Origin of the sequence: Mariniflexile sp. TRM1-10 (genome assembly GCF_003425985.1) — a bacterium.
GTDB lineage: Bacteria > Bacteroidota > Bacteroidia > Flavobacteriales > Flavobacteriaceae > Mariniflexile.
Window position 1 is genome coordinate 3297619 of the sequence record NZ_CP022985.1, and the last position, 25090, is coordinate 3322708.

Here is a 25090-nt window from a genome sequence, read left to right on the forward strand (position 1 = left end):
CAAAAAGTTTAAATAACTTCTCTGTAAAATTAATGAAAATAAATGTGTTAGCGCTTTAATGTAAAGTGTCCTTTTACTTCGAAAGGATCCCCATCCTGAATAACTTTAGCAACAAACCAATAATCATCTGAAGGCATATTTTCGCCATTATACGTGCCATCCCATCCATGAGATGTTTGTGGCAAGGTTTTCAATAATTTACCATATCTGTTGTAAATATAAACAATGGTTCCTGGTAGTTGCTCGATGCCTATAATATGCCAAGTGTCGAAAGTACCATCGTTATTTGGTGTGAAAAATTTAGGAATATCTATGACTACAACTTCGGTGGTTACGTCTTCGCAACCGTTTAAATCCCTGATGGTTACTAAATGAACGCCAAACGTAACGTTTTCAAATACATTAGATGTTTGGGGCTCGCCATCATCTAAAATAAAAACATAATCACCAACACCACTAACATCCACGGTAATACTATTTGGGTCTGCAAAATCTACCGTCGTGGTAAAGTTTATTCTGGCATCTTCCGATTCTATAACTGAAAAGAATTTAGTATAGGGACAATCCTCTGAAACCACATGTGGAGTCGTCACAGTTACCCAATAATTGCCTATTTGCGAAACATCATTTAATATAATTTGAGGTGTTGTTTCTCCGGTTGACCATTCGTAAGTGTCATCTGGGTTTCCTGTATAAGCATCAATAACCAATGGTAAGTTGTTGATACACATAGGAACAATATCGTTTATAGGTATTACAGGAAGTGGGTTTACTATGGTTGTAAATTGTGTGATATCGTAGCAGCCTGTGATGTCGTTTTCTATTCTTGCGTAAATAACTTCCCCATTAAAAGCAGCATGTAAGTTCCCTAATGCGCTAGCGCCTGTTTCGGCATTTGCTAAATCATTGTAATAGGTAATAGTATGTGCGCTTGCATCTTGTGTCCCTAATATGTCATTTGCAGTTACCGATAAATTGAATTCAAAAAAGCCATCAAAATCATCATCACAAGAAATTAAACTAGGTGTTGTATTGGCAACGGGGTTTGGGTTTATTTGTAGAACAAAATCTTGTACAATAAAACAGCCTGTTGTATTATTAGAAACTCTTGCATAAATGGTATGATTGCTTGCTGTGTAATTGTAGGTATTTGGTAAAGGATCTGTGTTAGTATCAGCATCGTTTGGAGTGTTATGATAGGAGATTGTAACACCATTTGTATCGTTTACAATCATGCTGTTAACTAATGCTAAATCATAAGTATCACTATCATTATCACATATTTCAATAGTACCAATAGTATTGGTTGGAGGTGGTGTGTTTACAATAAGATCTAAAGGAATAACACTATAACAGCGTGTTAAGGTGTTGGCAATTTTTATATAAACGGTTTTTGAACTTGAATTATAACTTGAAGGATTTGGAATTTCATTTGAATTGTCCAAGCCATCATTAGGGTTGATGTCGCTGAAATTTTCAAAGTAGTTTATGATGAGATTGCTTTGTACGCGGTCGTTTATTTCAAAATCGGCAGTTTCTAAATCAAAGGTTGTCATGCCATCATAATCCGCGTCGCATTCAATTAAAGGAGCCGATACATTGGTAACATCGGGTGGCGCAATAATATTGATGCCTAATTCTTCAACAACAAAACATAACGAGTCGCTACTTTCGATTCTAACAAAAAGTGTTTGTGGGTTTGTAGCGTTGGTGTATTGTGCTGGTAAAGGATTGGTGTTGCTTTCAGCTTGTTGATATGTTAAATGGAACGAAATATTTAAATTATCGGTAGAGCCTTCGGCAATCTCATTTCGTTTTTCATCTAAATTGAAAATATCTTTACCATCGTTACTGGCATCGTCACAAACGCCATAATCCTCAAAAAGGGTGTTATAAACTGGGTTTGGAGATACTTGTAATATAAATGATGCCGTGCCAAAACAGCTAGCATCGGTTATATTTTCGACTCTAACATAAATGGTTTGCGGACTTTCAATATTTTGATAAGAGGTGTTTTTGTCAATCGGAATAGTTAAAGCAGCATCTTCAAAATAAAACACGTCTTTACCTGTTTGCCCGTTTAGTATTTCGGTATCTTTTTCAGATAATAAAAAATTTGCAATACTATCGCCATCATCTTCACAGACTTTATAATTGCTTATTTCAGGAAAATCGGGTAGTGTGTTCACTATAACTTCAAAAGATTCAATAGCGTAACAGCCTACTGGAGAAAGGGCGTCTTCAATTCTTATATAAAGTGTTTGTGTATTGGAATTGTATGCCGCTAACTGAGCATCTGGAATGGGGTTTGTACCCGAATTGGCATCCTCTAAAGATCTATGAACACTAATGTTCAAATCTGTTCTATCGGTTACTGCTTCGTCAATTTTATCGTTAAGATTGATTATTGCAAACCCATCAGGATTTCCATCATAATCATCACAGATAGGAGGAATGTCGTCTGGTTTACTTGTTGCCGGAGCTACCAATACTTCAATGTCAAAGGAGTTTACAGTATGACATCCCGTATCTATGTTTTCAATACGTGCATATAGTGTTTCTACGGGTTGTGTATTGGTGTAAAATGGTGGAAGCATATTGATATTGTCTTCGGCATCTTGTGACGTTGGGAAATAAGTAACGGTAAAATTGGTATTGTCATTTCTAATGATATCATCTAAAGAATGCAAATCGATATCTACAATACCATCATCGTCGGTATCACAATAAGGTAATGGACTTGCGGAGTTAAATAATAATATGGGGTTGACTAAAAGTGTAATCTCAGTCATATCAGAGCAACCTGTGTCGGTATTTTCTATTCTTATGTATAATACTTTTGGACTTATTGCACTGAATAAGTCGCCTTTAGGAATGGCGTTGGTATTGGAGTCTCTATCTGCTTCAGTATGATAAAAAGTAACCTCGATAGGAAAGGGTAAATCATTTGCAATGTAAGATTCAACAGTATATAGATTAAAGTCCATAGTATCTGTATCAATATCATTGTTATCGCACAATGCATAATCACCCGTATCTGTTGCTGTTAATAGTAAATTGGTGTGAATTTCTAATGGCACGATAGACGCACATCCGGTATTGTCATCTTCAACCCTAACATATATGGTCTGTTCTTCAAAGTTTGTGTTTTGGTAATTGTTAGGGTCTGTAATTGGATTGGTGCCCGTTTGGGCATCATCATCACTTTCATGAAAAGTTGTTGTAACATTGGGTAAACCAGCTTCAATATCGCTAATAATTTGTGTTAAATCGAAATTGGCAAAGCCATCATGGTCTGCATCACAAGCATCAAGGTATCTGGTATCTCTATCTACTATAGGGCTTACGGTAATATTAACTGTTAATGATGTAGTATTTACACAGCCAGTTTGGGTGTTAATTATGCGTGGATATACTGTGTAACTATAAGGGGTAGTAGTGTTGATATATGGTGTTCCTAATGGGTTAGCTCCCGTATCGGCGTCGGCAGGCGTGTCGTGATAGGTTACGGCTAAATTACTTTGGCCATTTGTTATTTCATCATCCTTTTCGTTTAAGTACACGACAGCGTGGCCATCAGGATCATCGTCGCTATCGCAAACTTCCAGTGGTGTGGGGTTTGTTATAATTGGTGCTTGATTAACAACCAAATCAAACGTTGTATATGAAAAACAATTGCTGTCTAAATCATCAATCCTTACATAAATGGGTTGAGGAGAAGTTGTATTGGATATAGGTGCAATAATTTCATTGGCATTACTTCTAGCTTCGGCTTCGGAGTAGTGGTAACTAAATGTGTAATTTGAAAAAGGGGTGTTGTCACGGATATTATCACTAAGTTCTGTATTTTTTGTTGAAAGGTCAAACGTTTCAATACCATCGCCACTGACATCATCGCATAAATGATAATCGGTAATCGGGGGTATAGGTTCTTCGGTGTTAAGTACAACAACAATTTCATCTTCTTCAATACAATCATTGCCGTTTAATGATACTGTTGCTTCTACTCTATAAGTGCCATTTTCAATAACATCTAAAGTTGGATTAACAGCACCTACAATTAAGTTATTATCTAGATACCATGCGTACGATGCGTTTGGGTTTTGTATATCAGCATTTAAGGTCGCTAAACTGCCACAGGTTGTAATATCGTCGCCTAAATCCAATATGCTAAAACTATCACCTTCTATAAAAACGGCTGAATCGGATTGAAAATCATTTTGATCGGCAATAATTAATTTAATGTGGTATTGTACGTAAGGTGTAATGGTTGCAGATGCGGTTAATACGGTAGTTCTACCATTGTAATTGGTATCGCCTAAATCGTAACCATCAAAATATTGTGCGTTTTGGGCTGGACAAATAGGCCCGTTACTTCCGTAAATTTCGTCGTGAATGGTATTTGTACTTACAGGTGTTGAGGTTCCAGGTATTACCGCTATATTTTGATAGGGATCTGTGCTACCTGTTTCTTTAATAAGAAATACAAAGCCATCGGAAAATTGACAAGGATTAATACCAAAATATTCTTCGGAAGCTAATAAATAATTAAATTGAAGCTGATTGGAAATAGAAACGATATCAAATTCTATGGAGGTTGCATTTAAGGTGTTGGATATACCTAAAGCAGTTTCTAAATCGGTGTCTGTTCCCCAGCTTGAAGATCCTTCGCTTAGTGTGGTGGTTATTTCATTGTTACCACCAGAGGTGGCATTTCCAGTAGAAAGCATGATACCGTTTTGAAACGGAAAGTTAGAGCTACCTCTTTCAAAATACGCATAACTTGAAAGACCACCTGAACTTCCGTTTACCGATGATGTTATGTTCGTAATGTCAACACAACTATTTCTAACCAAATTGTCTTCTATAAGTTGTTGTAAACCAACCGTTCCATCAACTGTTATTTGTTGGGAAAGCAAGACATTACAGCTACAAATTAGTAGAAGTAAGGTAAGGTAGTTATATAGGTTTCTTTTCACTTTGCTTTATTTGGGTAATAAACTTGCTAGTGTTAAGTTTATATCTTGCGAAAAGTAGATAAATTTTAGATGAAACGCAAGAAAAATAGGGTGAAATGCACTTTTTAGTTGTTTTTAGGTGAAAAGTTTATCGTTTTAAGGTAAAATGACTCTTAAATATCCTGCCATCTTGAAGTTTTACGGAAAACCAATAATCGTCTACAGGTAATTCGTTTCCATTGAATAAACCATTCCAACCGGCGCCTAAAGGATTTATTTCTTTAATTAATTTTCCAAATCTATCAAAAATAAGGATTTTAGTATGGGGTTGAAACATACTAGAAACCCCATAAACTTGCCACGTGTCGTTATAGCCATCACCATTTGGAGTGAATACTTTAGGAAAACCTATTACCGACACGTTGTCCTCACTAAAACCGCAATTGTTTTTCACGTCTTTTACGTAAACAGTATAAAAGCCAGGATGTATATTTTCAAATAAATTGGTGTCTTGGTATGGAGCTATTAGTTCTTTGTTTTCGTTGAATAGGGCGTATTGGTAAGTGCCTTCACCAGAAACAAGAACAGTAATGGTATTGTTTCGGGTGACATCTTTAACTTCAATGTCATCAATAGTTGCAATGTTTGAAGGTTTAACAGTGATTTTTCGGTCCTTACTGCAACCATTGGCATTTGTTACAGTTACTGTGTAGATTCCAGGGGTGTTAATGTCAATTTCAGGGGTGTTTTCTCCAGTCGACCACTTGTATGTGTAATTGCTGGGAATATCGTTAATAATACCGGCTTCTAAGGTAATAGGCTGTGGGGCATAGTTTAAGCAGTACCATTTTTCTTCATCGGCTTCAATAGTTGGTAGCTTGTTTACAATCAAATTTACTTCGCTAATGCCATAACAGTTATTGTTATTTTCTACACGGGCAAAAATAGTTTGTAAATAAGGATGCTTATTATTTTTAAAAACACTATTTAAGTTATTTTGTTCTAACAAAGCATCATCATATGTTTCAAAATAAGTAATGGGAAAAGTAAAATTGTTTACTGTTTGTATTTCGCTTGTAATAGTATCCAAGTTAAAGGTGTTAATGCCATCTTCTGAACCTAATTCATCACATAATGGTTTGGGTGTGAAGGTGTTTATTTGTGTTATGCTAACATTTAAAGTTAGCTCGGAGAAGTCGAAGCAACCCGTGTTGGTATTGATCACTTTTACATAAACTGGAAGTGGATTGTTTGCATCAAATCCATAAGCATTTGGGGCTGGTATTTCATCCATTCTAGCGGCATCAAAATAAAAGCTAGTGGAAAGCTCTGTGTCATTACCAGTTAAATAGGCTGAAGCTTCATTTAAATTGATTCTTGTAATACCACCCATAATACCATCTTCGTCACATTGTGTTAATGTGTAATTGTATGCTACCGGATTTGGACGGAATGTTATGTTTGCTATACCTTCAAGTGTTTTATCACATTCACCAGTGTTAGGATCTATAAAAACTTCGTACAAACCGGTTTCCATAACCTTTAATTCGAAGGTGTTGTCAGGTAATGTTACGCCATTTTTTTTCCAAATATAAGTGGCTCCAGATATTTCCGGCGATTTTAAGGTGTAACTATCGCCCTCACATAAAAACAGTTCAGTAGATTTTGAATCGTTCCCAATAATATCGATTTTCTCGGAAAAAAATGATGTTATAAATGGTGGTAAGCCTTGTCGGGCATCATTACTTAATTTAAGACTGTTGTGTACATAATTACAAGCTGCACCAATATTGTTTGGTTCGTTAATAACGGATAAATACGGTAAGCCTATATTATAAGAGGTGTTCATAGCTCGGTAAATTTTTCCATTAGGACCTAATTGTAGGCCACCTCTATAGGTTTGCCTGTGGTCAATAACAAACTCGCTATTACTAATATTTGTGGCTGTCAGGTCGTATTGAAGCAATGCGCCGTATTGTGCAGCAGGGTTAAAGCCCTCCTCTTCATTTGTTTGATAGTATGTTGAGATGTATAATAATTCATTGCTTTGGGAAAATTCTACACCATAAGAAACCTGTGGTTTTTGTCCGTTAAGAGAAAAGCTGATGTTTATAGGCTTCTCATTACTTATCACCCCTGTTTCTTTATCAAAATCGTATAAGAATAGTCCAGATGTAGCATTTGAGCTTACTAGTTTTGTACCATCGGGAGATAATTTTAAATAGCCCCTCGCATCTATAACGTTTGTTGCTTTAGAGGTAATAGGAGTGGGATTTATTCCAGTACTACTCACTTCATAAGCAAAAAAGGTGTTATAGAAATTAGCTGGATTTGTGCTATTTGGAGCAAGCGTAATAACCCAAATAGATTGGCTAACACAGTCTTTTACAACGGCGGTTACTTTTTCGGAACTAACAGGGAGTAGGTTGCTGTTTTTTGTAGTGACATTTCCTAAACCACCATTTAACGTCATGTCAACTATAGAATAATTAAAGCCAAAATTAGGGTCGTTTTCACCAACAGATGTATCAACAGTGAAAATGTAATATATATTAGGATCGTTTGGTTTTGGAACTACAATAGCAGACTGGGTACTTGAAGGGTCTCCAAATAGACCAAACCCATTGGCCATGGCATCATGGTTTTTGTTCCAAACAGTCACGCCATCGGTATAAAATAATAAATTACCATTGGCATCAGAAATAGTTGTACAACCTTCAGTAGTACTTAATTTTCCATTTGTCAATTCTGTAACGGTACCATTATTGTTAAAACGAATACCTGCATTATCTCCAAAATACCAATTAGCTGCCTCTTTTTGCGAAAAGCAAACAATGGTACTAAATAAAGCGAATGTTAATAATGTTTTTTTATTTATTGATAGCATAGCTACCAAAGATATTATAAATCCCGATTTTTTAATAATCTGTACGACAAAAAGATAAATAAGGCTGTCCAACCCAGTACAATGGCAATTTCGTACCCATGCACCGCATAGTCGTAGGTTAAATTTGCTTTATCTGGGAATTTAGTCATGACAATGCGCTGGAAAGGTTGGTCGATGAGTTTATACATGGATTTTAATGGAAAGAAATTTTGGATTTTTTCAGCTAAATCTGTATTTAATTTCCATGCCATGAGCCCGAATAGCAACCATTCTAAAATAAAGAGAATAAATAAAAATGCCAGAGCAAAAGCAGAGCGTTTTACGAGCATACCAAAGAATAAACACAAACTAAAAAAGCCCATGAGTTTTACAAAGTAGGCCACTAAAAAATTGGTTTCCCTTATAATTATAGAAAATTCATTATAACTAGAATAGTACAAACCAATACAAATTGAAATTAAAAAAATCAATACTGTTGAAACCAATGAAAAGAATACAATGGTATAAAATTTAGAGAGTATAAATTCCTTCTTGCTTAACCCGTCAATGAGGTTTTGTTTTAAGGTTTTATTGCTGTATTCATTACCAATCATGCTTACGACTACAATGGCAAAAAAGAATTTGAATTGCGAAGCAAAAAAGGTTGTTAAATGCCAAATTATAGGAAAGTTGAAAATACCTAATTCTCCTAATTCTAATGTGAAAAATCCAAAAACGTTAATTTTTAAAGAAGAAAGAAGTATAACGAAAAACGGTAAAATGAATGAAATGAATATGAGTATTTTGCTTGTTCTATTAAGCAATAATTTTTGTAGTTCTAAATTTAGAAGTCGTAACATGTGGTTGGTTTTACTAGCGTTAGTGCTTATCGGTTAATTGCAAAAATTGTTCTTCTAAACTTTCTTTGCGTTGGACTAAATGGGTGAGAATAACGCCTTTTTCAATCAGGAACTTGTTGAGGTCGTCCGATTTCATAGGTTCGTTTAAAAACGCAGTCACTAAAGAATCTGTTACTTTAATTTTTCCGAAAGCAGGATTATTTTCTATTAATTTGATTAACTCATCTTGCTTATTACTTTTAAGTTCGAAAAAACCATGACTGGAAATCATTTCATCAACTCTACCGGAATATAATTTTTCGCCTTTGCGAAGCACCACCACATGCGAGCATACTTTTTCTACTTCGTCCAGTAAATGTGAAGCTAATAAAATAGTGGTGCCTTTTGAAGCTATTTGCTTAATTATTTCTCGTATTTGGTGGATGCCTTGGGGATCCAAACCATTGGTTGGTTCATCTAAAATTAAAATTTCGGGATCGTTAAGTAGGGCAGAGGCTATGGCTAAACGTTGTTTCATACCTAACGAATAGGTACTGAATTTGCTGTTTTTTCGTTCTAAAAGACCAACAACCTCCAGTTTTTCGTCAACTTTATCATAATCCACACCTTTAATTTTGCAAACTAATTTTAGGTTTTGGGTAGCTGTCATGTATGGGTAAAAGTTGGGCCGCTCTATAATGGCACCTACTTTTTTTAAAGCATTGTGGGTAGTCGTGTTGCCATCAAACCACTTAAAGTCACCACTGGTTTTATTTACCACGTTCAAAACAATGCCTAAAGTAGTCGATTTTCCGCTGCCGTTAGGTCCCAAAATACCGTATACATTGCCTTTGTTTATAGTAAACGAAAGCTCTTTTACAGCTGTTAAATACCCGAATTTTTTTGTGAGATTGTTAATGGTTAGTATTGGTTCCAAGATTCATTTTTTTTATTCAGAAGAAAATTCTGTTTGGTTAGTTTTAGAAGTATGACGATAGTTTGTTTATTTTGTTACATGTTTAAAAAAAATCCGAAGATTAAATGGTATTATAGCCTGTCCTTTTGATAGCCATCGGGAGTGGTAACAACCTAAAAAAATGTTACTTTTGAATAACTTTATATATTATGGACGATTTAATAATATCAAAAAAGAAGCCTTCTTACCCTATAATGCCTGAGTTGCACGGGTATCTTTCTGAATATAATAGAAACATAAAATTGCCCATTTTTTATGATGATTTGCTGCGTTTTCAAGGGTCGATTGTGGTTTATGATAAAGAAGATAACGATACGCTTTGGATTCGGGTTTATTACAATGAGTTTGAAAGACAGGAAATTGAATTGTCGTTAAAGAAGGTGTACACCATTTTGCATTCTGATGGTAATGAAAACACCTTGCCGTTTTTAAGCGTAGATGCGATTGATTATTGCACGTTTGGAAACTCGAAGCCTTTTAGAATTAAAATTCGAAATATTCTAAACGATAACTATACCTATTTTTATATTAAAACCGCCGATGCTTCTAGAATTTATGGCTTGGAGTTGGAGCATATGCTATCACCCTACAATTTAAATTTTTTGGTTTATAAAAATACGTTGATAGAAGAGCATATTGCTGGAATTCCTGGTGATGAGTTTATTAAGAATTTTTTGCCTAAATGCGAGAAATATGAAAAATCGCAAATAGCTAAAGAGTTTGTTAAGTTTAATGAACGCTGTATGATTAGGCTTTTGGGCGATATGCGTTCGTATAATTATGTGATTGTGCCAACCCACGATTTTGATCATGTTGTTTATAAAATTAGAGCGATAGATTTTGATCAACAGTCTTACGAAGGAAAATTTAATATTTACAGACCACAGTTTTTTAAAGAAAATTTAAAAATGGTGGAATTGGTGTCTGAAACATTTCAAAAATTATCGATAGACCAGTATAAAATAGAAGAACGTTCTATACTTGTAAAACGGTTAAAAAGTTTTCATGGACGTATTGATAAACTGTTGGATTGTATGGCTGAAGATATCATTTCCAAAGAAGAAAATATAGATTTATTAAAAAATAAGATTTATGATTATACTTTAGATAAAGCTTTTTTGAAGTGTAAATCTATGGGTCAAATATTGAAAAAGTCTTTGGAGTATTTAACCCATAATTATGAAAATGTAAACCCTGAAAACTTGAAGTCCAGATGACTTATTTTAAATAATAAGGATTAATTCCAATTTTCGTCAAAGTCTAAACCTTCGTAGTCTTCTATGTCCAAATCGTCTTCAAATTCATCGAAATCGTCAAAATCGTCATCGGCATCAAATATTTTTTCTGGAGCTTCATCGGGTATTTGCCCATGTACAAACATTAAGTTTGGATAATCTACGGTTTTTGCTTCTTCAACAATTTCTGCTAATTCAACAAAAAATGTCCACATACTTAAAAAGTCGTACACATAAATAAGTCTGGGTTGAAGTTCGTGAACGACGTCGTTAATAATAGTTTCGTTCATTAAACGTGCCGAAGCATCGTCACTTAAATCAAATAATGAAATCTCTTCACCTTGATTCCATTGGCTATCACTTAAATAAAAGGATGCCATTTCGGTACCATCAAATCCAAACGATTGAGTAATAATATTATGTAAATCTTCAAGGGTATCGGTTTCTCGAATTTCTAAATCGCGAAACACATCATCATCAATGTCGTTATCAAGTATAACTCTAAATCTATAAATCATGGTAATAAAATATTTTGCAAATGTATGCTTTTTTATATTATTTGCTAAATCTGTGCAGTGTAAAAGTCATGATGCTTAATAAAAAAAACGCACCTATTTGATGTGCCACACCTAACCAAACAGGTACTTGTAAAATGATAGTAAATACGCCTAACAAAAATTGGATACCAACCATAATTAATAGTGTATGTATGCCTTTCGTTTGCATTATAGTAAGCGTTAATTTTTTTGACTTTAGCCAAATTACGACGATGAACAAAACCACAATATAGGCAAGCATTCTATGTACAAACTGCACACCACTTTTGCCTTCAATAAAGTTTTTGTACAGCGGGGTTTGTTCGATATAAACCGTTTCGTGCATAAATTTACCTTCGGTCATCATGGGCCAATGGTTATGTATAAAACCAGCATCTAACCCCGCAACAAAGGCACCATAAATTATTTGAAGTAATAAAACGGCAAGTCCCCAACGAATTAGGTTTCTAAATTTTATATTGATATCTTTTTTGTTTGGAAATATCAAGTCTAAGGCCACCCAAAATGTGTAGGCAAAGGTTACAAACGCCGTTGTTAAATGGGCTGCTAACCTATAATGACTAACATCTGGCATGTCTACCAAGCCACTTTTAACCATGTACCAACCCATAAAACCTTGAAAAGCACCAAGACCTAGCAGTATGATGGCCTTTTTAATGGTTGGTTTTGTAAGTTGTTTTGTAATTAGAAAATATAAAAATGGCAACAGAAATACGAGTCCAATCATTCTGCCAATAAAACGATGTAACCATTCCCAAAAATAAATATCCTTAAAGTCTTGCAGATTAAAATGATTATTGAGTTTTTGGTATTCAGGATATTGCTTATACAAATCGAACGCTTCATGCCATTCCGCCTCATTCATGGGGGGGAGTGTGCCAGAAATTAGTTTATAATTTGAAATAGATAAACCAGAATGGGTGAGTCTAGTTATACCACCAACAATTACCATAATAAAAATAAGTAAACATCCTGTTAATAACCAATAGATGACTTTTTTGTTGTCTTTTTTCATTTTTTTAGAGTTTCAAAGCTTCAAAGCTTCAAAGTTTCAGAGCTTCAGAGTTTCTGAGTTAGTTAGTTAGTTAGTTAGTTAGTTAGTTAGTTAGTTAGTTAGTTTTCGCTTTGCCGCTCTACTACTTTGTCACTTTGCTACTTTATAAGTTTTCATACGTTGATTTTTTTAATAAAACTGGTAAACATTCGTTCAATTTCTCTTGTGTTTTCATATAGTTTGTTGAAATTTTCTTCTTTCAAAAACTTTAAATTATGAGCTATTTCAATTTGCGTTTGTAATTCGAACAGAGAACTTAAAGCAATATTCAAAAATCTTAAATAATCTTTTGTCCCTTCTCTTCCGTAACCTTCGGCTATATTACTTGGTATAGATGTAGCCGATCTTTTTATTTGTGATGTTAAAGCATATAACTCGTCTGAAGGGAATATTTTGACTTCTTTGTAAATATCCGTTACCAAAGACATAGTTGCCAAATAAGTAATTTTCTATATGTATGCTCGTTTTTCATGGGTTTTTATTTTTGGTTTCAGAGCTTCAAAGTTTCAGAGTTTCAAAGTTTTTTAGTTAGTTACTTCTCGCTTTGTCACTTTGCTACTTTGCATCTTTGCTACTTTGTAACTTCCAAACCCAATCGTTCACCTTCTTTCAGCATTAATTTATAGGCTGCTTCATAATCGTTTGGAATATCGCCTTCAAGTATAGCTTCTTTAATGGTTTCTTTAATGATGCCAATTTCTTTTGAAGGTTTTAAATTGAAGGTTTCCATGATTTCTTCTCCCGAAATAGGTGGTTGGAAATTTCTAACATGATCTCGCTCTTCAACTTCAATAATTTTTTCGCGAACAATTTTAAAGTTGTTGTGATATTTATTGAACTTTTTAGGGTTTTTTGTGGTAATATCGGCTTCACAAAGCGTCATTAAATCGTCTACAAAATCGCCAGCATCAAAAACCAATCTACGAACAGCAGAGTCAGTAACTTCATCATTTGCCAATACAATAGGGCGTGAACTCATTAACACCATTTTCTGAACAAATTTCATTTTTTCATTCAAAGGCATTTTTAAACGTTTGAATAAACGATATACCATTTTAGAGCCTTCAAATTCGTGTCCATGAAACGTCCAGCCTACTTTTTTACTGAATTTTTTGGTTGGTGCTTTTCCAATATCGTGTAATAAGGCCGCCCAACGCAACCAAAGGTCATCGGTGTTTTTAGCAATATTATCAACCACTTCTAGGGTGTGATAAAAATTGTCTTTATGGCGTTGGCCTTCAACTTCATCAATTCCTTTTAGAGCAATGAGTTCGGGTAAAATAAATTGTAATATTCCTGTTTGTTCTAAAAGTAAAAAGCCAATGGAAGGGGTTTCACTTTCAAGAATTTTATTCAGTTCTACGACAATACGTTCGTTGGTTATAATTTTAATCCTTTCAGAATTTCTAGTAATCGCATCTAAAGAACTTTGCTCTATGGTAAAATTTAATTGTGTTGCAAACCGAATAGCACGCATCATACGCAGCGGGTCGTCGCTATAGGTGATGTCTGGATTTAAAGGGGTTCGAATGATTTTGTTTTCTAAATCTTGAATACCATTAAAAGGGTCGAGTAAATTACCGAAATGGGTTTCGCTTAAATCTAAAGCCAAGGCATTTATAGTAAAATCACGACGGCTTTGGTCGTCTTGAAGTGTGCCGTTTTCAACCGCTGGGTTTCTGCTATTTTCGGTATAGGATTCTTTACGGGCGCCAACAAATTCAACTTCAATGTCATCATATAAAAGCATGGCGGTTCCATAGGTTTTAAAGATCTGTACTTTTGGTTTGTTCGGTAGGTTTTTAGCAACTTGTTTTGCTAATTTAATACCATCTCCAATGGCAACGATATCAATATCTTTTGCGGAGCCACGTTTTAAAATAAAATCGCGTACAAAACCACCAATGACATAGCTGTCTAGATGTAGTTCTTTGGCAGATTTGGAAATTATTTCAAAAATAGGATGATGTAAGGCTTCTTTGTAATTCATATTTTTTTTCGCCACTAATACACGAATTTTTTTAATCAATTTTGGAAATATCACCAATAGCTATCTGAGATAGCTCGCAAATCTTTTACAAAATTACTCTTCTGTGCTGTAAATAGTCTTTATGAAAATTTGCTAAAATGGCTAATTTGTTATCACTTATTTTTAAATAATTTAGACATTGAGAAATGTGCTTATCATGGATACCATCAGAATATTTTATCTCTAGGATGATTTTATCGTTTACGATGAAATTAGCATAAAATTTGTGAGATAGTATAGTGTCTTTATACTTTACACAATATTCTTTTTCTCTCTCGAAAGTTAAATTCATATTCAATTGCATCTTTATAAACAATTTCTGAAAAGCCGCTTCCTAAATTATTATACACTTCAAATAAAACGCCAACAATATCATAACTCTCAGATTTATATAATAGGTCAGACATAAATATTAGTGTATTAGTGGCTATATTTTTATTCCCGTATAATTTTCACAACCCCATTATTGCTTAACTTAATAATTGACGATGGTTTTGCGCATATTTTTTCGTGGTGCAAATTTACAATATAGTCTACACCTTTTAAAACCTCTTGTTGTATTTCTTTAAATGAATTTGGAGTAGGGTAGCCACTAATATTTGCCGATGTTGAAACAATAGCACCATTTAACCTCCTTGAAAGTTGAAAGCAAAATTCATCATCTGGAATTCTTATAGCAATGGTGCCGTCTTCTGCTATTAAATTGGGTGCTAAATTTTGAGCGTCATCATAAATAATAGTGGTTGGTTTATCGGTAACATCAATAATATTTAAGGCCACTTCAGGCACTTTCTTTACATATTTTTTAAGCATCCTGTCATCAGCAACCAAACATATTAAAGCTTTACTGTCTTCGCGTTGTTTTAGGGCATATACTTTTTTTACAGCCTCGGGATTTGTAGCATCGCAACCAATGCCCCAAACGGTATCGGTTGGATATAGAATTAAACCACCAGATTTTAAAGTTTGTAATGCTTTATTTATTTCTTCATTCATATTATGAACCTTATATTTGCAACGCTGCAAATTTACAACAGAAAATTAATATGATTTGTTTTAAATTGAAGTAGATTACACAACATCATTTTTTTGAGTATTTATTTTGTTTGAATGAAGGAAATTAAAGTTTTTAATACAGGTTTAAATAACGATTTTAAAGAAACGTTAACCAAGGTAATTCATAATTTTGATACGTATGAAGGAGGTGTTGGTAAGCGAAACATTATTAAAATAATTCCTGTTGAAGGTGTAAGTTTAAACATTAAAGCTTTTAAAACTCCGAATGCGGTAAACAAAATAGTTTACAATTTTTTTAGGAAAAGTAAAGCACAACGCTCGTTTGAGTATGCAAATAAACTTTTGGAGTTAGGTGTGGGCACGCCAAAACCTATGGCGTATTTTGAGTATAAATCGGTTTTCAGTTTCAATAAAAGCTTTTATATAAGTGAGCAATTGGATTGCGATATGACTTACCGAGAACTTACCAAAGATTTTAACATACCCGATTATGATATTATACTAAGGGCTTTTACTCGATTTACCTATGGTTTACATGAAAAAGGGATTCGTTTTTTAGATCATTCGCCAGGAAATACATTAATTAAAAAGAACGAAAATGGTTATGATTTCTATTTAGTTGATTTGAACAGAATGCAGTTTGGACCTATGGATTTTGAAACCAGAATTAAAAACTTTGCACGTTTAACCATTCATAAATCAATGGTGGAGGTGATGAGCGATGAATATGCTAAATGTTCGGGGGAAGATTTTAATACTATTTTCAATTTAATGTGGCAAGAAACAGAAGCTTTTCAAGAGAAGTTCCATAGAAAAAAAAGACTAAAAAAGAAGCTTCTGAAAAAATAGATTAGGACTTAGTTTTCCAAAGCCTATAAAGTTTTACGTATTTTAAAAACGTTACATTGTAGGTTTGAACACAAATAACCAATCCGTTTAAACCATCTAAAAAACCCAATCTTAAAAAATAAGCTTTAAAAAATGCCCAAGCTGGTCTGTAAATAATTTTCCAGATAGACGATTTTTTACCTAATTTATAATAAGCTTCGGCAGCAATGGTTGAAAAGCGCTCTACTTTTAAGTTGTGGTCTGAATAATCGCGATAAACCCAATGCAACAAGTCTCCTTTTAATTTGCCTGCTTTAAGCCCTTTTTTTAATTTATAGGAATCGTGCGGATTAATACCTTCCCATTCGCCACTCCCTTTTTTAAATAAGCGTAGTTTTTTGTCGGGATACCAATCGGAATGCTTTATCCATTGCCCACAATAATTATTCAGGCGGTTGCAATAATAACCATCAAATTGCCAGTTGGATTTAGTTTTTAATATGCTGTTTTTTAAAGGTTTAGAAAGGGCTTCATCACCATCAAGTGATAAAATATAGTTATTATTTGCCAAAGAAACGGCATAGTTTTTTTGTTCAATATACCCTTCAAATGGATGTTGAATAAATGTAACATGGAATGATTTGCAAATTTCGGGCGTTTTATCGGTAGAAAATGAATCGACTACAATAATTTCGTCAGCAATATCAGTTAATGAACTTAAACATTTTTCTAGATGCTCTTCTTCATTGTATGTTATAATTACTGCTGAAAGTTTAATCATTTATTAGGGGGTTTGTAGGTGTAAAAGTATATTAAATATTTTTAGAAGTTTAAGATTTACCAAAAATAGAATGAATTTTTAAGCGTCTAAAAAATGAAATATTCCTTTTTTCTGGTACACCATTGACTTTGATGTATGTTCTTACTGTTTCCACCATGCGTTCGGCGGATTTACCATCATTATATGGGTGAAATTGGCTGTTTATGTATGCTCTAGATTGCGAAAAGGGATCGTTTTCTAAATTTATTTTCACTAATGTTTCCAATGCGTTATAATCATTAGAATTTTCCCAATTTATATTTTCAGAAATACTTTTAAATGTTATAACAGGTTTATCAAGCAAAATAAATTCATAAATGACCGATGACGTATCACTTACCAGTAAATCGGCTACCAATAAAAATTTGATAATGTTCTTTTCTTCTTGAAAAATAATATTTTGGGTGGTTTCGGCTAAGGCTTTATAAACATCAAGCCATTCTTTAGCCATTAACGGATGAAATTTTAGCAAAATAATATACTCAGGATGTTTATTGGCGAGTTGCTTAATTTGGTTAACTAAATGTGGTCCAGATGTTAATTTTGGCGAAAAAGTAGGAGCATATAAGATTACTTTTTCGGCATGGTATGTTTTTAAAAGTTCTGTTTTGTAATTGGCATACTTATTTTTGTCTTTTCCGTAAATGTCTAGTTTTGGCCAACCTGTTTCAATAACATCAAAGTTTTTGTGTTCTTTTTTAAGTTCATTAAACTTATCTGTAAAATAAGGCCCTTGTGTTAGGTACAAATCAAAATAATGCCTAATTCTAAAATGCCCTTTTTTTTCGCCTGCTAAACCATGAAATATTTGTGTTTTTAAGCCTCTTAGATAGTGTGGGACTTCGTTACCTGGTACAAAAATAACGTCACTTTTGTAAGTCCTTAAATCAGCAATTTTTGTAGTATGTTTATCAGATTTAAAAGGAAAGTCATTATAAATATGTTCTTTTATAAACCATATAAAGTCGTCATTATTAACTTCAAGAACTTCTTTTATGGGTTCTAAAATACCGAATGCATAATTATTTTGACAAAAAAGAATAACTTTCATTACAGTAAATTATTCACATTTTCTAAATCTTCAATAAAATCAATTTCCATGCAATTAAATGCAGAAATATCAACAGCCTTAATTTTGATATGGTCTTTTTCAATGGCTAATTCAAGACCTCTTTCAAAGTAATCATTATCATCACATTCTTCTAGGCGGTCAATAAATTTTAAAATATCAGTTGATGAAATAAAATTGATGCCTACAGCTTCACCCAAACCATTTTTTACAGTTTTAGAAAGCTCGTTAACAAAACCATCTTTAAGGGTGTATTTAACTTCTTCATCAGCAACTTTACTTGTGTTTACAGCAACAAACGATTGGTTTTGCTTAATATATGGATTAAGTATGTCAAGTAGCTTTTCGTCAAAAACAACATCGCCATTAAACCAAAGCACCGATTTGTCTCGGTGTTTTTTTAAAGCTTGTAGCAAACTTTTAGAGGTGTTTGTTCTATCAAAAAATGGATTGTAAACATAGGTTAGCTCTGGAAAACGTTCCATTATTAAGTCTTTTTTAAAACCCACAACAACATTAATGTCATCAATATTATACTTTGAAGCAATGTTTTCGGTTTGCATTTGCATAATGCTTTTTCCATTTTTTAAAGAGGTCAATGGTTTTGGAAGAGGATTGCCTAAACGTGACCCTATACCTGCTGCTAGAATTATTATTTTCATCTGTTTATTTTTATTGTTTAGTTTGGTCAGATGGAACACCCCTGAATAATCATCCCGTGTATGTTAATGCCATTCTCATGGGGGTTTCATGATATTATTTCAATCTTTCGCTAATCCAATTAAAAATATTTTTTAATGTTTTATCATTAGCCATATCCAAGCTTTGGAAGGTTATAAAAAGTTTGTTTTTATTCCGTTTAAACAAATATAATTTTAAGTTGGTTAACCAAACCTTTTTGTAGGACCTGAAATAAGTGAGTTGTGAATTATTTCTATAGTGATAAGTGTTTTTTTTAATCTCTAAATGTTCAGAAAGTGAAGATATGATAAATTGATTTTCATTTCTAAATCGATATTTAACATTATCCTTGAGGATATCGTTTTTCGCGAAAAAATCTTCTAAGGTAGATTTTCTAACACAAACAGGGGTGTGAAAACGCCTTACATATTTATTTGTTTGTGCTAATTTAGCACTGTTCTGCTGAAGCTTTTTAAATCCAGTACCACTTTTATTTACAGGTTTCCCCAAATAGGAGAGCACACTGTGATACAGGTTTCTTAATGTTCTATCTTCATTAAACTTTTTCCATTTTCCTCTAATTATTGGCTGACCTGCAATGAAAAAGTCATCTACAGACGTTTCACGCATTATAAAGGTGTCGTCATTAAAAATAATAAAGTGCTCCGATAAACCAGGTATTCTAAAAAGCATTGAACCTATAGAACAAGAGTTGAAACAAGGCAAATACGCTTCATATCCGCGGAAAATAACTTTATGGTCAATTAATTTTAAATTAACATTTTTGCTTTCGGCTAACGTTTTAAGATTGTTAAAAGATTCAGGAGTTTGGTTATCTGTAACTAAATAAATATTTTTTATAAATGGAGCAAATTTTATAATAGATCTTATGGCGATATCAATTTCACCTATAGAATTATAACGTTTAAGATGTTCTTTTGACGAGAAGTTTATTTTGGCGTTAGAATATGCCGCTATTTTTTCTTGCCAGTTTTTATCATTACCATCTACCCATGTTATTACAGCATCAACTTGGATATTAGGCTTAAGTTCTATCATAAAATTTGCTCTAAGTTATATTTAGTTTTCTTTAAAAATATAAAAATTGTAATTGTTTATATTAAACCGCTACATCGTTTTCACGAAGCGCATTGTTTAGAGATGTTTTCTTATCGGTACTTTCTTTACGTTTTCCTATAATTAAAGCACAAGGCACTTGGTATTCGCCCGCAGCAAATTTTTTGGTATAACTTCCAGGAATTACTACCGAACGTGCTGGCACGCGACCTTTCATTTCAATAGGTATGTCGCCTGTAACGTCAATTATTTTGGTACTCATGGTTAATACCACGTTAGCACCTAAAACAGCTTCAGTTTCAACATGTACACCTTCAACAACGATACATCTAGAACCAACAAATACATTATCTTCAATAATTACCGGAGCTGCTTGTAAGGGTTCTAAAACACCACCAATACCAACACCGCCTGATAAGTGTACATTTTTACCAATTTGAGCACAACTTCCAACTGTAGCCCATGTATCTACCATAGTACCTTCATCTACATAAGCACCAATATTAACGTAACTTGGCATTAAAATAGTACCCGCAGAAATGTAAGCACCATGTCTTGCAATAGCATGAGGCACTACACGAATACCTTTTTCGGCATAGCCTTTCTTTAACGGAATTTTATCATGGAATTCTAATGGACCACATTCAATGGTTTCCATTTTCTGGATAGGAAAATATAAAACAACGGCTTTTTTAACCCATTCGTTCACTTGCCATCCGCCTTCAATAGGTTCGGCAACTCTTAATTCACCTTTATCTAATAAGTCGATTACCTGTCTAATGGCAGACATCGTTTTGTCTTCTTTTAAAAGGTCTCTATGATCCCAAGCTTGTTCAATGGTTTGTCTTAATTCGGTCATTTGTATTTTAATTTTTGGCAAATATAGTAGTATCTACTAAAAAACAGGAACGAAACATCCATTAATATGGATTTTGAAAGTTATTAAAAGGTGTCGTTAATCGACAATTTTCCAAAAATTGCTAGCTCATTTTTCCTTTCAAAGAAAAAAATAATCCGATGAAATGCATTTTTGGGGTATTTGGTCTTACAAAACAAGCGTTTTATCTATTTGTCGATAAAAAATTGTCGCTCCACTACTAATCGAAAATACAGATGCATATAACTAATTTATTATGTACAAGCTTTCATGTGCCTATATATTTGTCTCATCAAACAACAACAAACAACATGAAAACAAACGTTTACATATTATTAATTTTCTTATTAGCTTTTTCTTTTGGAAATGCACAAAGCACTACCGAAGTTGTAAAAGTTGAAACTAATAATACTGTTTCTGTTTCTGAAAATGACAAACAAGTTACTGTTGAAAACACAGTTAGCACTGTTAATGTAAACGAAGCTATTTTAATCGATGCTTCTGAAGTAAAAGAATCTATCGCTCGTAGCAGTAGTGATATTAGACTTTATTTTAACCGTTTAAGAAATATAGATAACTTAAATTTGTTATTTCCTAAAATCAATAAAGAAGTAAAAGCTTAAACCAAACAAGAGTTCATATTCAAATATTTAATAAGGTTAAATTATAAAAAGGCTTTCTTTAAAAAGAGGGCCTTTTTGCTTTCATACCAATTATTACGGTAAATTCAAATAGTAAATGGTATTATTGCTTTATTTTTGCCTTAAAGAAATGATATGGCTCGCATTTTAGCAATCGATTATGGTATGAAACGCACTGGTTTAGCAGTAACCGATGCGTTACAAATTATAGCTTCTGGGCTTACCACAGTTAACACCAACGAACTGCTTTCTTTTTTAAAGGATTATATAAGTAAAGAGCCTGTTGAATTATTTATAGTTGGTGAACCTAAACAAATGGATAATACGGCATCTGAAAGCGAAACGTTAATTGCCCCATTTTTGAAGAAATTAGAACAGCAATTTCCCAATATACCCATACAACGTATTGATGAACGCTTTACATCTAAAATGGCGTTTCAAACGATGATTGATAGCGGCTTGAAAAAAAATCAACGAAAAAATAAAGCGTTGGTTGACGAAATCAGTGCCACACTTATTCTGCAAAGCTATTTGTATTCTAAGTAATTAGGATTTTAGACATGTTGGATTGTTACTACTACTTCTCTTGGTTCAAAGTACACAATTCATAATTCATGATCCTATTTTCTATTCTCTATTTTCTCTTGGTTCTTGATTCTTTTCTCTATTTCCTGTTTTTCAAAAGAATTTATTACTTATTAATACAACCAATAAATTATAAGTATTGTATTTTTGCAGATAATAACAGAAATTATAACCATGATTTTACCCATTGTAGCCTATGGCGACCCTGTTTTGAAAAAGGTAGGAGTTGATATAAATAAAGAATATCCAAATCTGGATATTCTACTAGAGAACATGTTCGAAACCATGTACAATGCTAATGGCGTTGGTTTAGCGGCACCTCAAATAGGATTGGCCATTCGATTGTTTATTGTGGATACCACGCCCTTTTCAGATGATGAAGAATTGACCGAAGAAGAACAAAAAGCACTAGACGGATTTAAACGCGTCTTTATTAATGCCAAAATTATAAAAGAAGAAGGTGATGAGTGGGCATTCAATGAAGGCTGTTTAAGCATTCCAGACGTTCGAGAAGATGTTTTTAGAAAACCAAAAGTAACTATTGAATATCTTGATGAAAACTTTAAACCGCGTACCGAAGTTTTTGATGGATTAATTGCTAGGGTTATTCAACACGAATATGACCACATTGAAGGCGTGCTGTTTACAGATAAACTATCAAGTTTAAAAAAACGTTTAATAAAAGGAAGACTTGTCAACATATCTAAAGGAAAGATAGATGTAGAATATCGCATGCGTTTTCCAGACCAAAAAAAGAAACGATAATATTTGCAAGACATCAATAAACAGTTGATATTTGCTTTTTTCAAAAAATAATTTATGAGTTTAGAAAAAGTTTTAGCTATAGCAGGGAAGCCCGGATTGTACAAATTAATTGCACAAACTCGTGGTGGTTTTGTAGCAGAGTCTTTAATTGATAAAAAACGTTTGTCGGTTAATGTGCAGCAAAATGTAAGCGTTTTAAGTGAAATAGCAATTTATACTTTAAGTGAAGAAGTGCCTTTAAAGGAAGTGTTTAAAAACATTAAGAAAAAGGAAGATGGCGGACAAACTTCGGTTAAAGCTAAAGATAGTAAAGATGTGCTAGAAGAATACTTTTTTGAAGTGTTGCCAGATTACGATGAAGACCGCGTATATGTTAGCGATATTAAAAAGGTAATCCAATGGTATAACTTATTACAGGAACACAATATGTTGGATTTAGAAGAAGATTCTAAAGCTAAAAAAGAAACAGTTAAAGACGAAGAAGAATAAAAAAACTTTCTTTGTTTTTTGTTAGATATCAGGCATAGTTTCGACATAGGAATTATGCCTTTTTTAATTGATAATTATGAATATTCCCAAACCAAAAATTAAGCACATTGTTTTTTTACTTGTTATAGCGGTTTTAATAATACCCCAAACAAGAAAACCCATTCAAGTTTTGTTACATAAAGCGATCTCATTTATTAGACCAGTAAGTGTAAATGAAGAAAAACTAACTAAAATCCCGAATTATAATTGGAAATTAATAGATAAAGACAAAGCAATTTTTAATTTTGAAGACACCAAAGGAAAGGTTGTTTTGATTAATTTTTGGGCAACTTGGTGTCCGCCATGTATTGCCGAAATGCCAAGTATGCAAGCGCTTTATAATGATTATAGTGATAAGATAGTGTTCCTTTTTGTTACTAACGACTGGTTTAGTAAGGTTGATCCGTTTTTAGAAAAAAACAATTATACCTTTAAAGTGTATAGGCCCGCAGAAGCATATCCTGATTTTTTCAATATTCCAACCATTCCAAGAACATTTTTAATAGACAAGGAAGGGAATGTTGTAATTGATGAAAATGGGGCTGTCAACTGGAACAGTAGTAAAATAAGAACCACGATTGATGATTTATTAAAATAGAAGTGATTTAAACTTTTTCGATTGAAGCAGGACGGAGCGTGAAAAAATAACCCAGTAGGTTATTTTAGCGAACGGGCCAGCCAGCGCAATGGCAATTTTGTCCAATCGAAGCCTTTTTAGAATTAGGGTCGAGCGTAAAGAAAAGGTTTAGTAAATCTTTTTAGCGAAGGAGCCAGCTTGTCGCGTTGGAAAAGCTACGGAAAGAAAAAAGACAGGACAGAACGTTAAGAAACCGTAAGGTTCACGAACACGTATTTTTCAAATAATTAAGTGTCGTGAGTAAACAGTCCTGTGGTCTGTTTTAGTGAAATCGAAGATTCGGCATAGCCAATGGGCCGGGAGGCGCCTAGAGCAAAAAAGGGCGATTTTTTAGCCAATTGGAAAAAGTTTAAACCACTTCATAATCGCACTATTTATTTTCAATAGATTTTACCACAAAGAGATTTAAAAGGATAAGTGTAAAAGCATATACTGTATCTTCAATAGGAATGGTAAATAATCGCATATTCAAATTTTCGTAATGATTATACCAAACCACCTCATTTTCAATAAAACTTCCTGTTAAAATTCCATTCACAATAAAAAAGGGGATAAGCATTACCAAAAAAGTTACTAAGTAAGATTGTAGGAGCTCTGGCTTTTTGATAACGACAATAAGCATTAAAATTGTAGCTAAAGAAAAGTTAGCAAATGTGTACCATTTGTTATAATTATAGATTGAAATGATGAGAAAACCAAGCATCAATACATAGCTTATTAATTTAGTAATACCGCTTGATAGTTCTAAATTAGGAAAGTAATGTAATAATGCATAGTGTGTAAAAACACAAGCATAAGGAATACATATAAAAAACAGCCATTCTTCAATAGGTAAGTTAACTAATTTTATGCCTAAAAAATAATTTGGATTAAATCCCCAAATGCCATGTTGGGTAAAAAAAACATCCCAAGGAATAAAAATGAGCATACTAATTAGAATACCAATTCCTAAAGACTTCCAATGATTGTAGAACTTTAATTTAGGGTGAAAACTATAAATAAAGGGAACAGATAAAGAACCTAAATTTAAAAGAAGATACAAATAAGTCAT

22 protein-coding genes and 1 pseudogene are annotated in these 25090 nt (G+C 33.3%); 7 read left to right on the forward strand and 16 right to left on the reverse strand.

From position 1 onward, the window contains the following. Nucleotides 1-47 precede the first annotated feature (47 nt). The 4 genes from CJ739_RS13940 to CJ739_RS13955 form a co-directional block, all read right to left on the reverse strand. Nucleotides 48-4979, reverse strand: coding sequence for a T9SS type B sorting domain-containing protein (locus tag CJ739_RS13940; RefSeq protein WP_117176367.1), 4932 nt, complete (start codon nt 4977-4979; stop codon nt 48-50). A gap of 127 nt (nt 4980-5106) precedes the next feature. Then, a complete protein-coding gene (locus CJ739_RS13945) occupies nt 5107-7845 on the reverse strand; it encodes a T9SS type B sorting domain-containing protein (protein WP_236951510.1) in 2739 nt (912 codons plus the stop codon). 14 nt (nt 7846-7859) lie between these two features. Next, a complete protein-coding gene (locus CJ739_RS13950) occupies nt 7860-8684 on the reverse strand; it encodes an ABC transporter permease (RefSeq protein ID WP_117176369.1) in 825 nt (274 codons plus the stop codon). Between the two features lie 19 nt (nt 8685-8703). Beyond that, complete coding sequence (locus tag CJ739_RS13955; RefSeq protein ID WP_117176371.1) at nt 8704-9600, reverse strand: ABC transporter ATP-binding protein; 897 nt, start codon at nt 9598-9600, stop codon at nt 8704-8706. Between the two features lie 185 nt (nt 9601-9785). Here CJ739_RS13955 and CJ739_RS13960 point away from each other — a divergent pair, with 185 nt between their 5' ends. Next, the gene (locus tag CJ739_RS13960) at nt 9786-10856 is read left to right on the forward strand and encodes a hypothetical protein (protein WP_162880294.1); all 1071 of its coding nucleotides are present in this window, start codon (nt 9786-9788) and stop codon (nt 10854-10856) included. A 20-nt stretch (nt 10857-10876) separates the two neighbouring features. Here CJ739_RS13960 and CJ739_RS13965 read toward each other — a convergent pair whose 3' ends face one another. The 6 genes and pseudogenes from CJ739_RS13965 to CJ739_RS13990 all read right to left on the reverse strand — a co-directional run bounded on the left by CJ739_RS13965 (nt 10877) and on the right by CJ739_RS13990 (nt 15510). Further along, the gene (locus CJ739_RS13965; protein WP_117176375.1) at nt 10877-11392 is read right to left on the reverse strand and encodes an IS1096 element passenger TnpR family protein; all 516 of its coding nucleotides are present in this window, start codon (nt 11390-11392) and stop codon (nt 10877-10879) included. A gap of 37 nt (nt 11393-11429) precedes the next feature. Further along, nucleotides 11430-12446, reverse strand: a complete 1017-nt coding sequence (locus CJ739_RS13970) for a COX15/CtaA family protein (RefSeq protein WP_117176377.1) — start codon at nt 12444-12446, stop codon at nt 11430-11432. Between the two features lie 152 nt (nt 12447-12598). Further along, nucleotides 12599-12913 (reverse strand): four helix bundle protein, encoded by a 315-nt coding sequence (locus CJ739_RS13975; protein ID WP_117176379.1) that lies wholly within the window; start codon nt 12911-12913, stop codon nt 12599-12601. Nucleotides 12914-13056: 143 nt separating this feature from the next. Then, entirely contained in the window at nt 13057-14475 is a 1419-nt protein-coding gene (locus CJ739_RS13980) for a CCA tRNA nucleotidyltransferase (protein ID WP_117179007.1), read from the reverse strand. Between the two features lie 85 nt (nt 14476-14560). Beyond that, a pseudogene (locus CJ739_RS13985) lies at nt 14561-14921 on the reverse strand (GxxExxY protein). A 28-nt stretch (nt 14922-14949) separates the two neighbouring features. Continuing rightward, nucleotides 14950-15510: an L-threonylcarbamoyladenylate synthase gene (locus CJ739_RS13990; protein ID WP_117176381.1), complete on the reverse strand. Its 561-nt coding sequence runs from the start codon at nt 15508-15510 to the stop codon at nt 14950-14952. A gap of 114 nt (nt 15511-15624) precedes the next feature. On the opposite strand from CJ739_RS13990, the gene CJ739_RS13995 reads away from it, so the two are divergent. Next, on the forward strand, nt 15625-16380 hold the full coding sequence (locus CJ739_RS13995; protein WP_117176383.1) for a lipopolysaccharide kinase InaA family protein: 756 nt from the start codon (nt 15625-15627) through the stop codon (nt 16378-16380). 1 nt (nt 16381) lies between these two features. Here CJ739_RS13995 and CJ739_RS14000 read toward each other — a convergent pair whose 3' ends face one another. The 5 genes from CJ739_RS14000 to CJ739_RS14020 form a co-directional block, all read right to left on the reverse strand. Next, nucleotides 16382-17140 (reverse strand): glycosyltransferase family 2 protein, encoded by a 759-nt coding sequence (locus tag CJ739_RS14000; protein ID WP_117176385.1) that lies wholly within the window; start codon nt 17138-17140, stop codon nt 16382-16384. 49 nt (nt 17141-17189) lie between these two features. Further along, nucleotides 17190-18230: a CDP-glycerol glycerophosphotransferase family protein gene (locus CJ739_RS14005; protein ID WP_117176387.1), complete on the reverse strand. Its 1041-nt coding sequence runs from the start codon at nt 18228-18230 to the stop codon at nt 17190-17192. Then, entirely contained in the window at nt 18230-18910 is a 681-nt protein-coding gene (locus CJ739_RS14010; protein WP_117176389.1) for a phosphocholine cytidylyltransferase family protein, read from the reverse strand. Before CJ739_RS14010 ends, CJ739_RS14005 begins: the two co-directional genes overlap by 1 nt. A 94-nt stretch (nt 18911-19004) precedes the next feature. Continuing rightward, complete coding sequence (locus CJ739_RS14015) at nt 19005-19988, reverse strand: stealth family protein (protein WP_117176390.1); 984 nt, start codon at nt 19986-19988, stop codon at nt 19005-19007. 61 nt (nt 19989-20049) lie between these two features. Beyond that, entirely contained in the window at nt 20050-20865 is an 816-nt protein-coding gene (locus CJ739_RS14020; protein WP_117176391.1) for a 2,3,4,5-tetrahydropyridine-2,6-dicarboxylate N-succinyltransferase, read from the reverse strand. Nucleotides 20866-21194: 329 nt separating this feature from the next. On the opposite strand from CJ739_RS14020, the gene CJ739_RS14025 reads away from it, so the two are divergent. The 5 genes from CJ739_RS14025 to CJ739_RS14045 all read left to right on the forward strand — a co-directional run bounded on the left by CJ739_RS14025 (nt 21195) and on the right by CJ739_RS14045 (nt 24000). Next, nucleotides 21195-21506 carry a hypothetical protein gene (locus CJ739_RS14025; protein WP_117176392.1) on the forward strand — a complete coding sequence of 104 codons (312 nt, stop codon included), beginning with the start codon at nt 21195-21197 and terminating at the stop codon, nt 21504-21506. A 153-nt stretch (nt 21507-21659) separates the two neighbouring features. Then, nucleotides 21660-22070 (forward strand): Holliday junction resolvase RuvX, encoded by a 411-nt coding sequence (gene ruvX, locus CJ739_RS14030; protein WP_117176393.1) that lies wholly within the window; start codon nt 21660-21662, stop codon nt 22068-22070. A gap of 213 nt (nt 22071-22283) precedes the next feature. Next, nucleotides 22284-22874: a peptide deformylase gene (gene def, locus CJ739_RS14035; RefSeq protein WP_117176395.1), complete on the forward strand. Its 591-nt coding sequence runs from the start codon at nt 22284-22286 to the stop codon at nt 22872-22874. Between the two features lie 54 nt (nt 22875-22928). Then, nucleotides 22929-23363: a DUF5606 family protein gene (locus tag CJ739_RS14040; RefSeq protein ID WP_117176397.1), complete on the forward strand. Its 435-nt coding sequence runs from the start codon at nt 22929-22931 to the stop codon at nt 23361-23363. Nucleotides 23364-23439: 76 nt separating this feature from the next. Next, a complete protein-coding gene (locus CJ739_RS14045) occupies nt 23440-24000 on the forward strand; it encodes a TlpA family protein disulfide reductase (protein WP_117176399.1) in 561 nt (186 codons plus the stop codon). A 409-nt stretch (nt 24001-24409) separates the two neighbouring features. On the opposite strand, the gene CJ739_RS14050 is transcribed toward CJ739_RS14045, so the two are convergent. Further along, on the reverse strand, nt 24410-25090 hold the full coding sequence (locus CJ739_RS14050; RefSeq protein WP_117176401.1) for a lycopene cyclase domain-containing protein: 681 nt from the start codon (nt 25088-25090) through the stop codon (nt 24410-24412).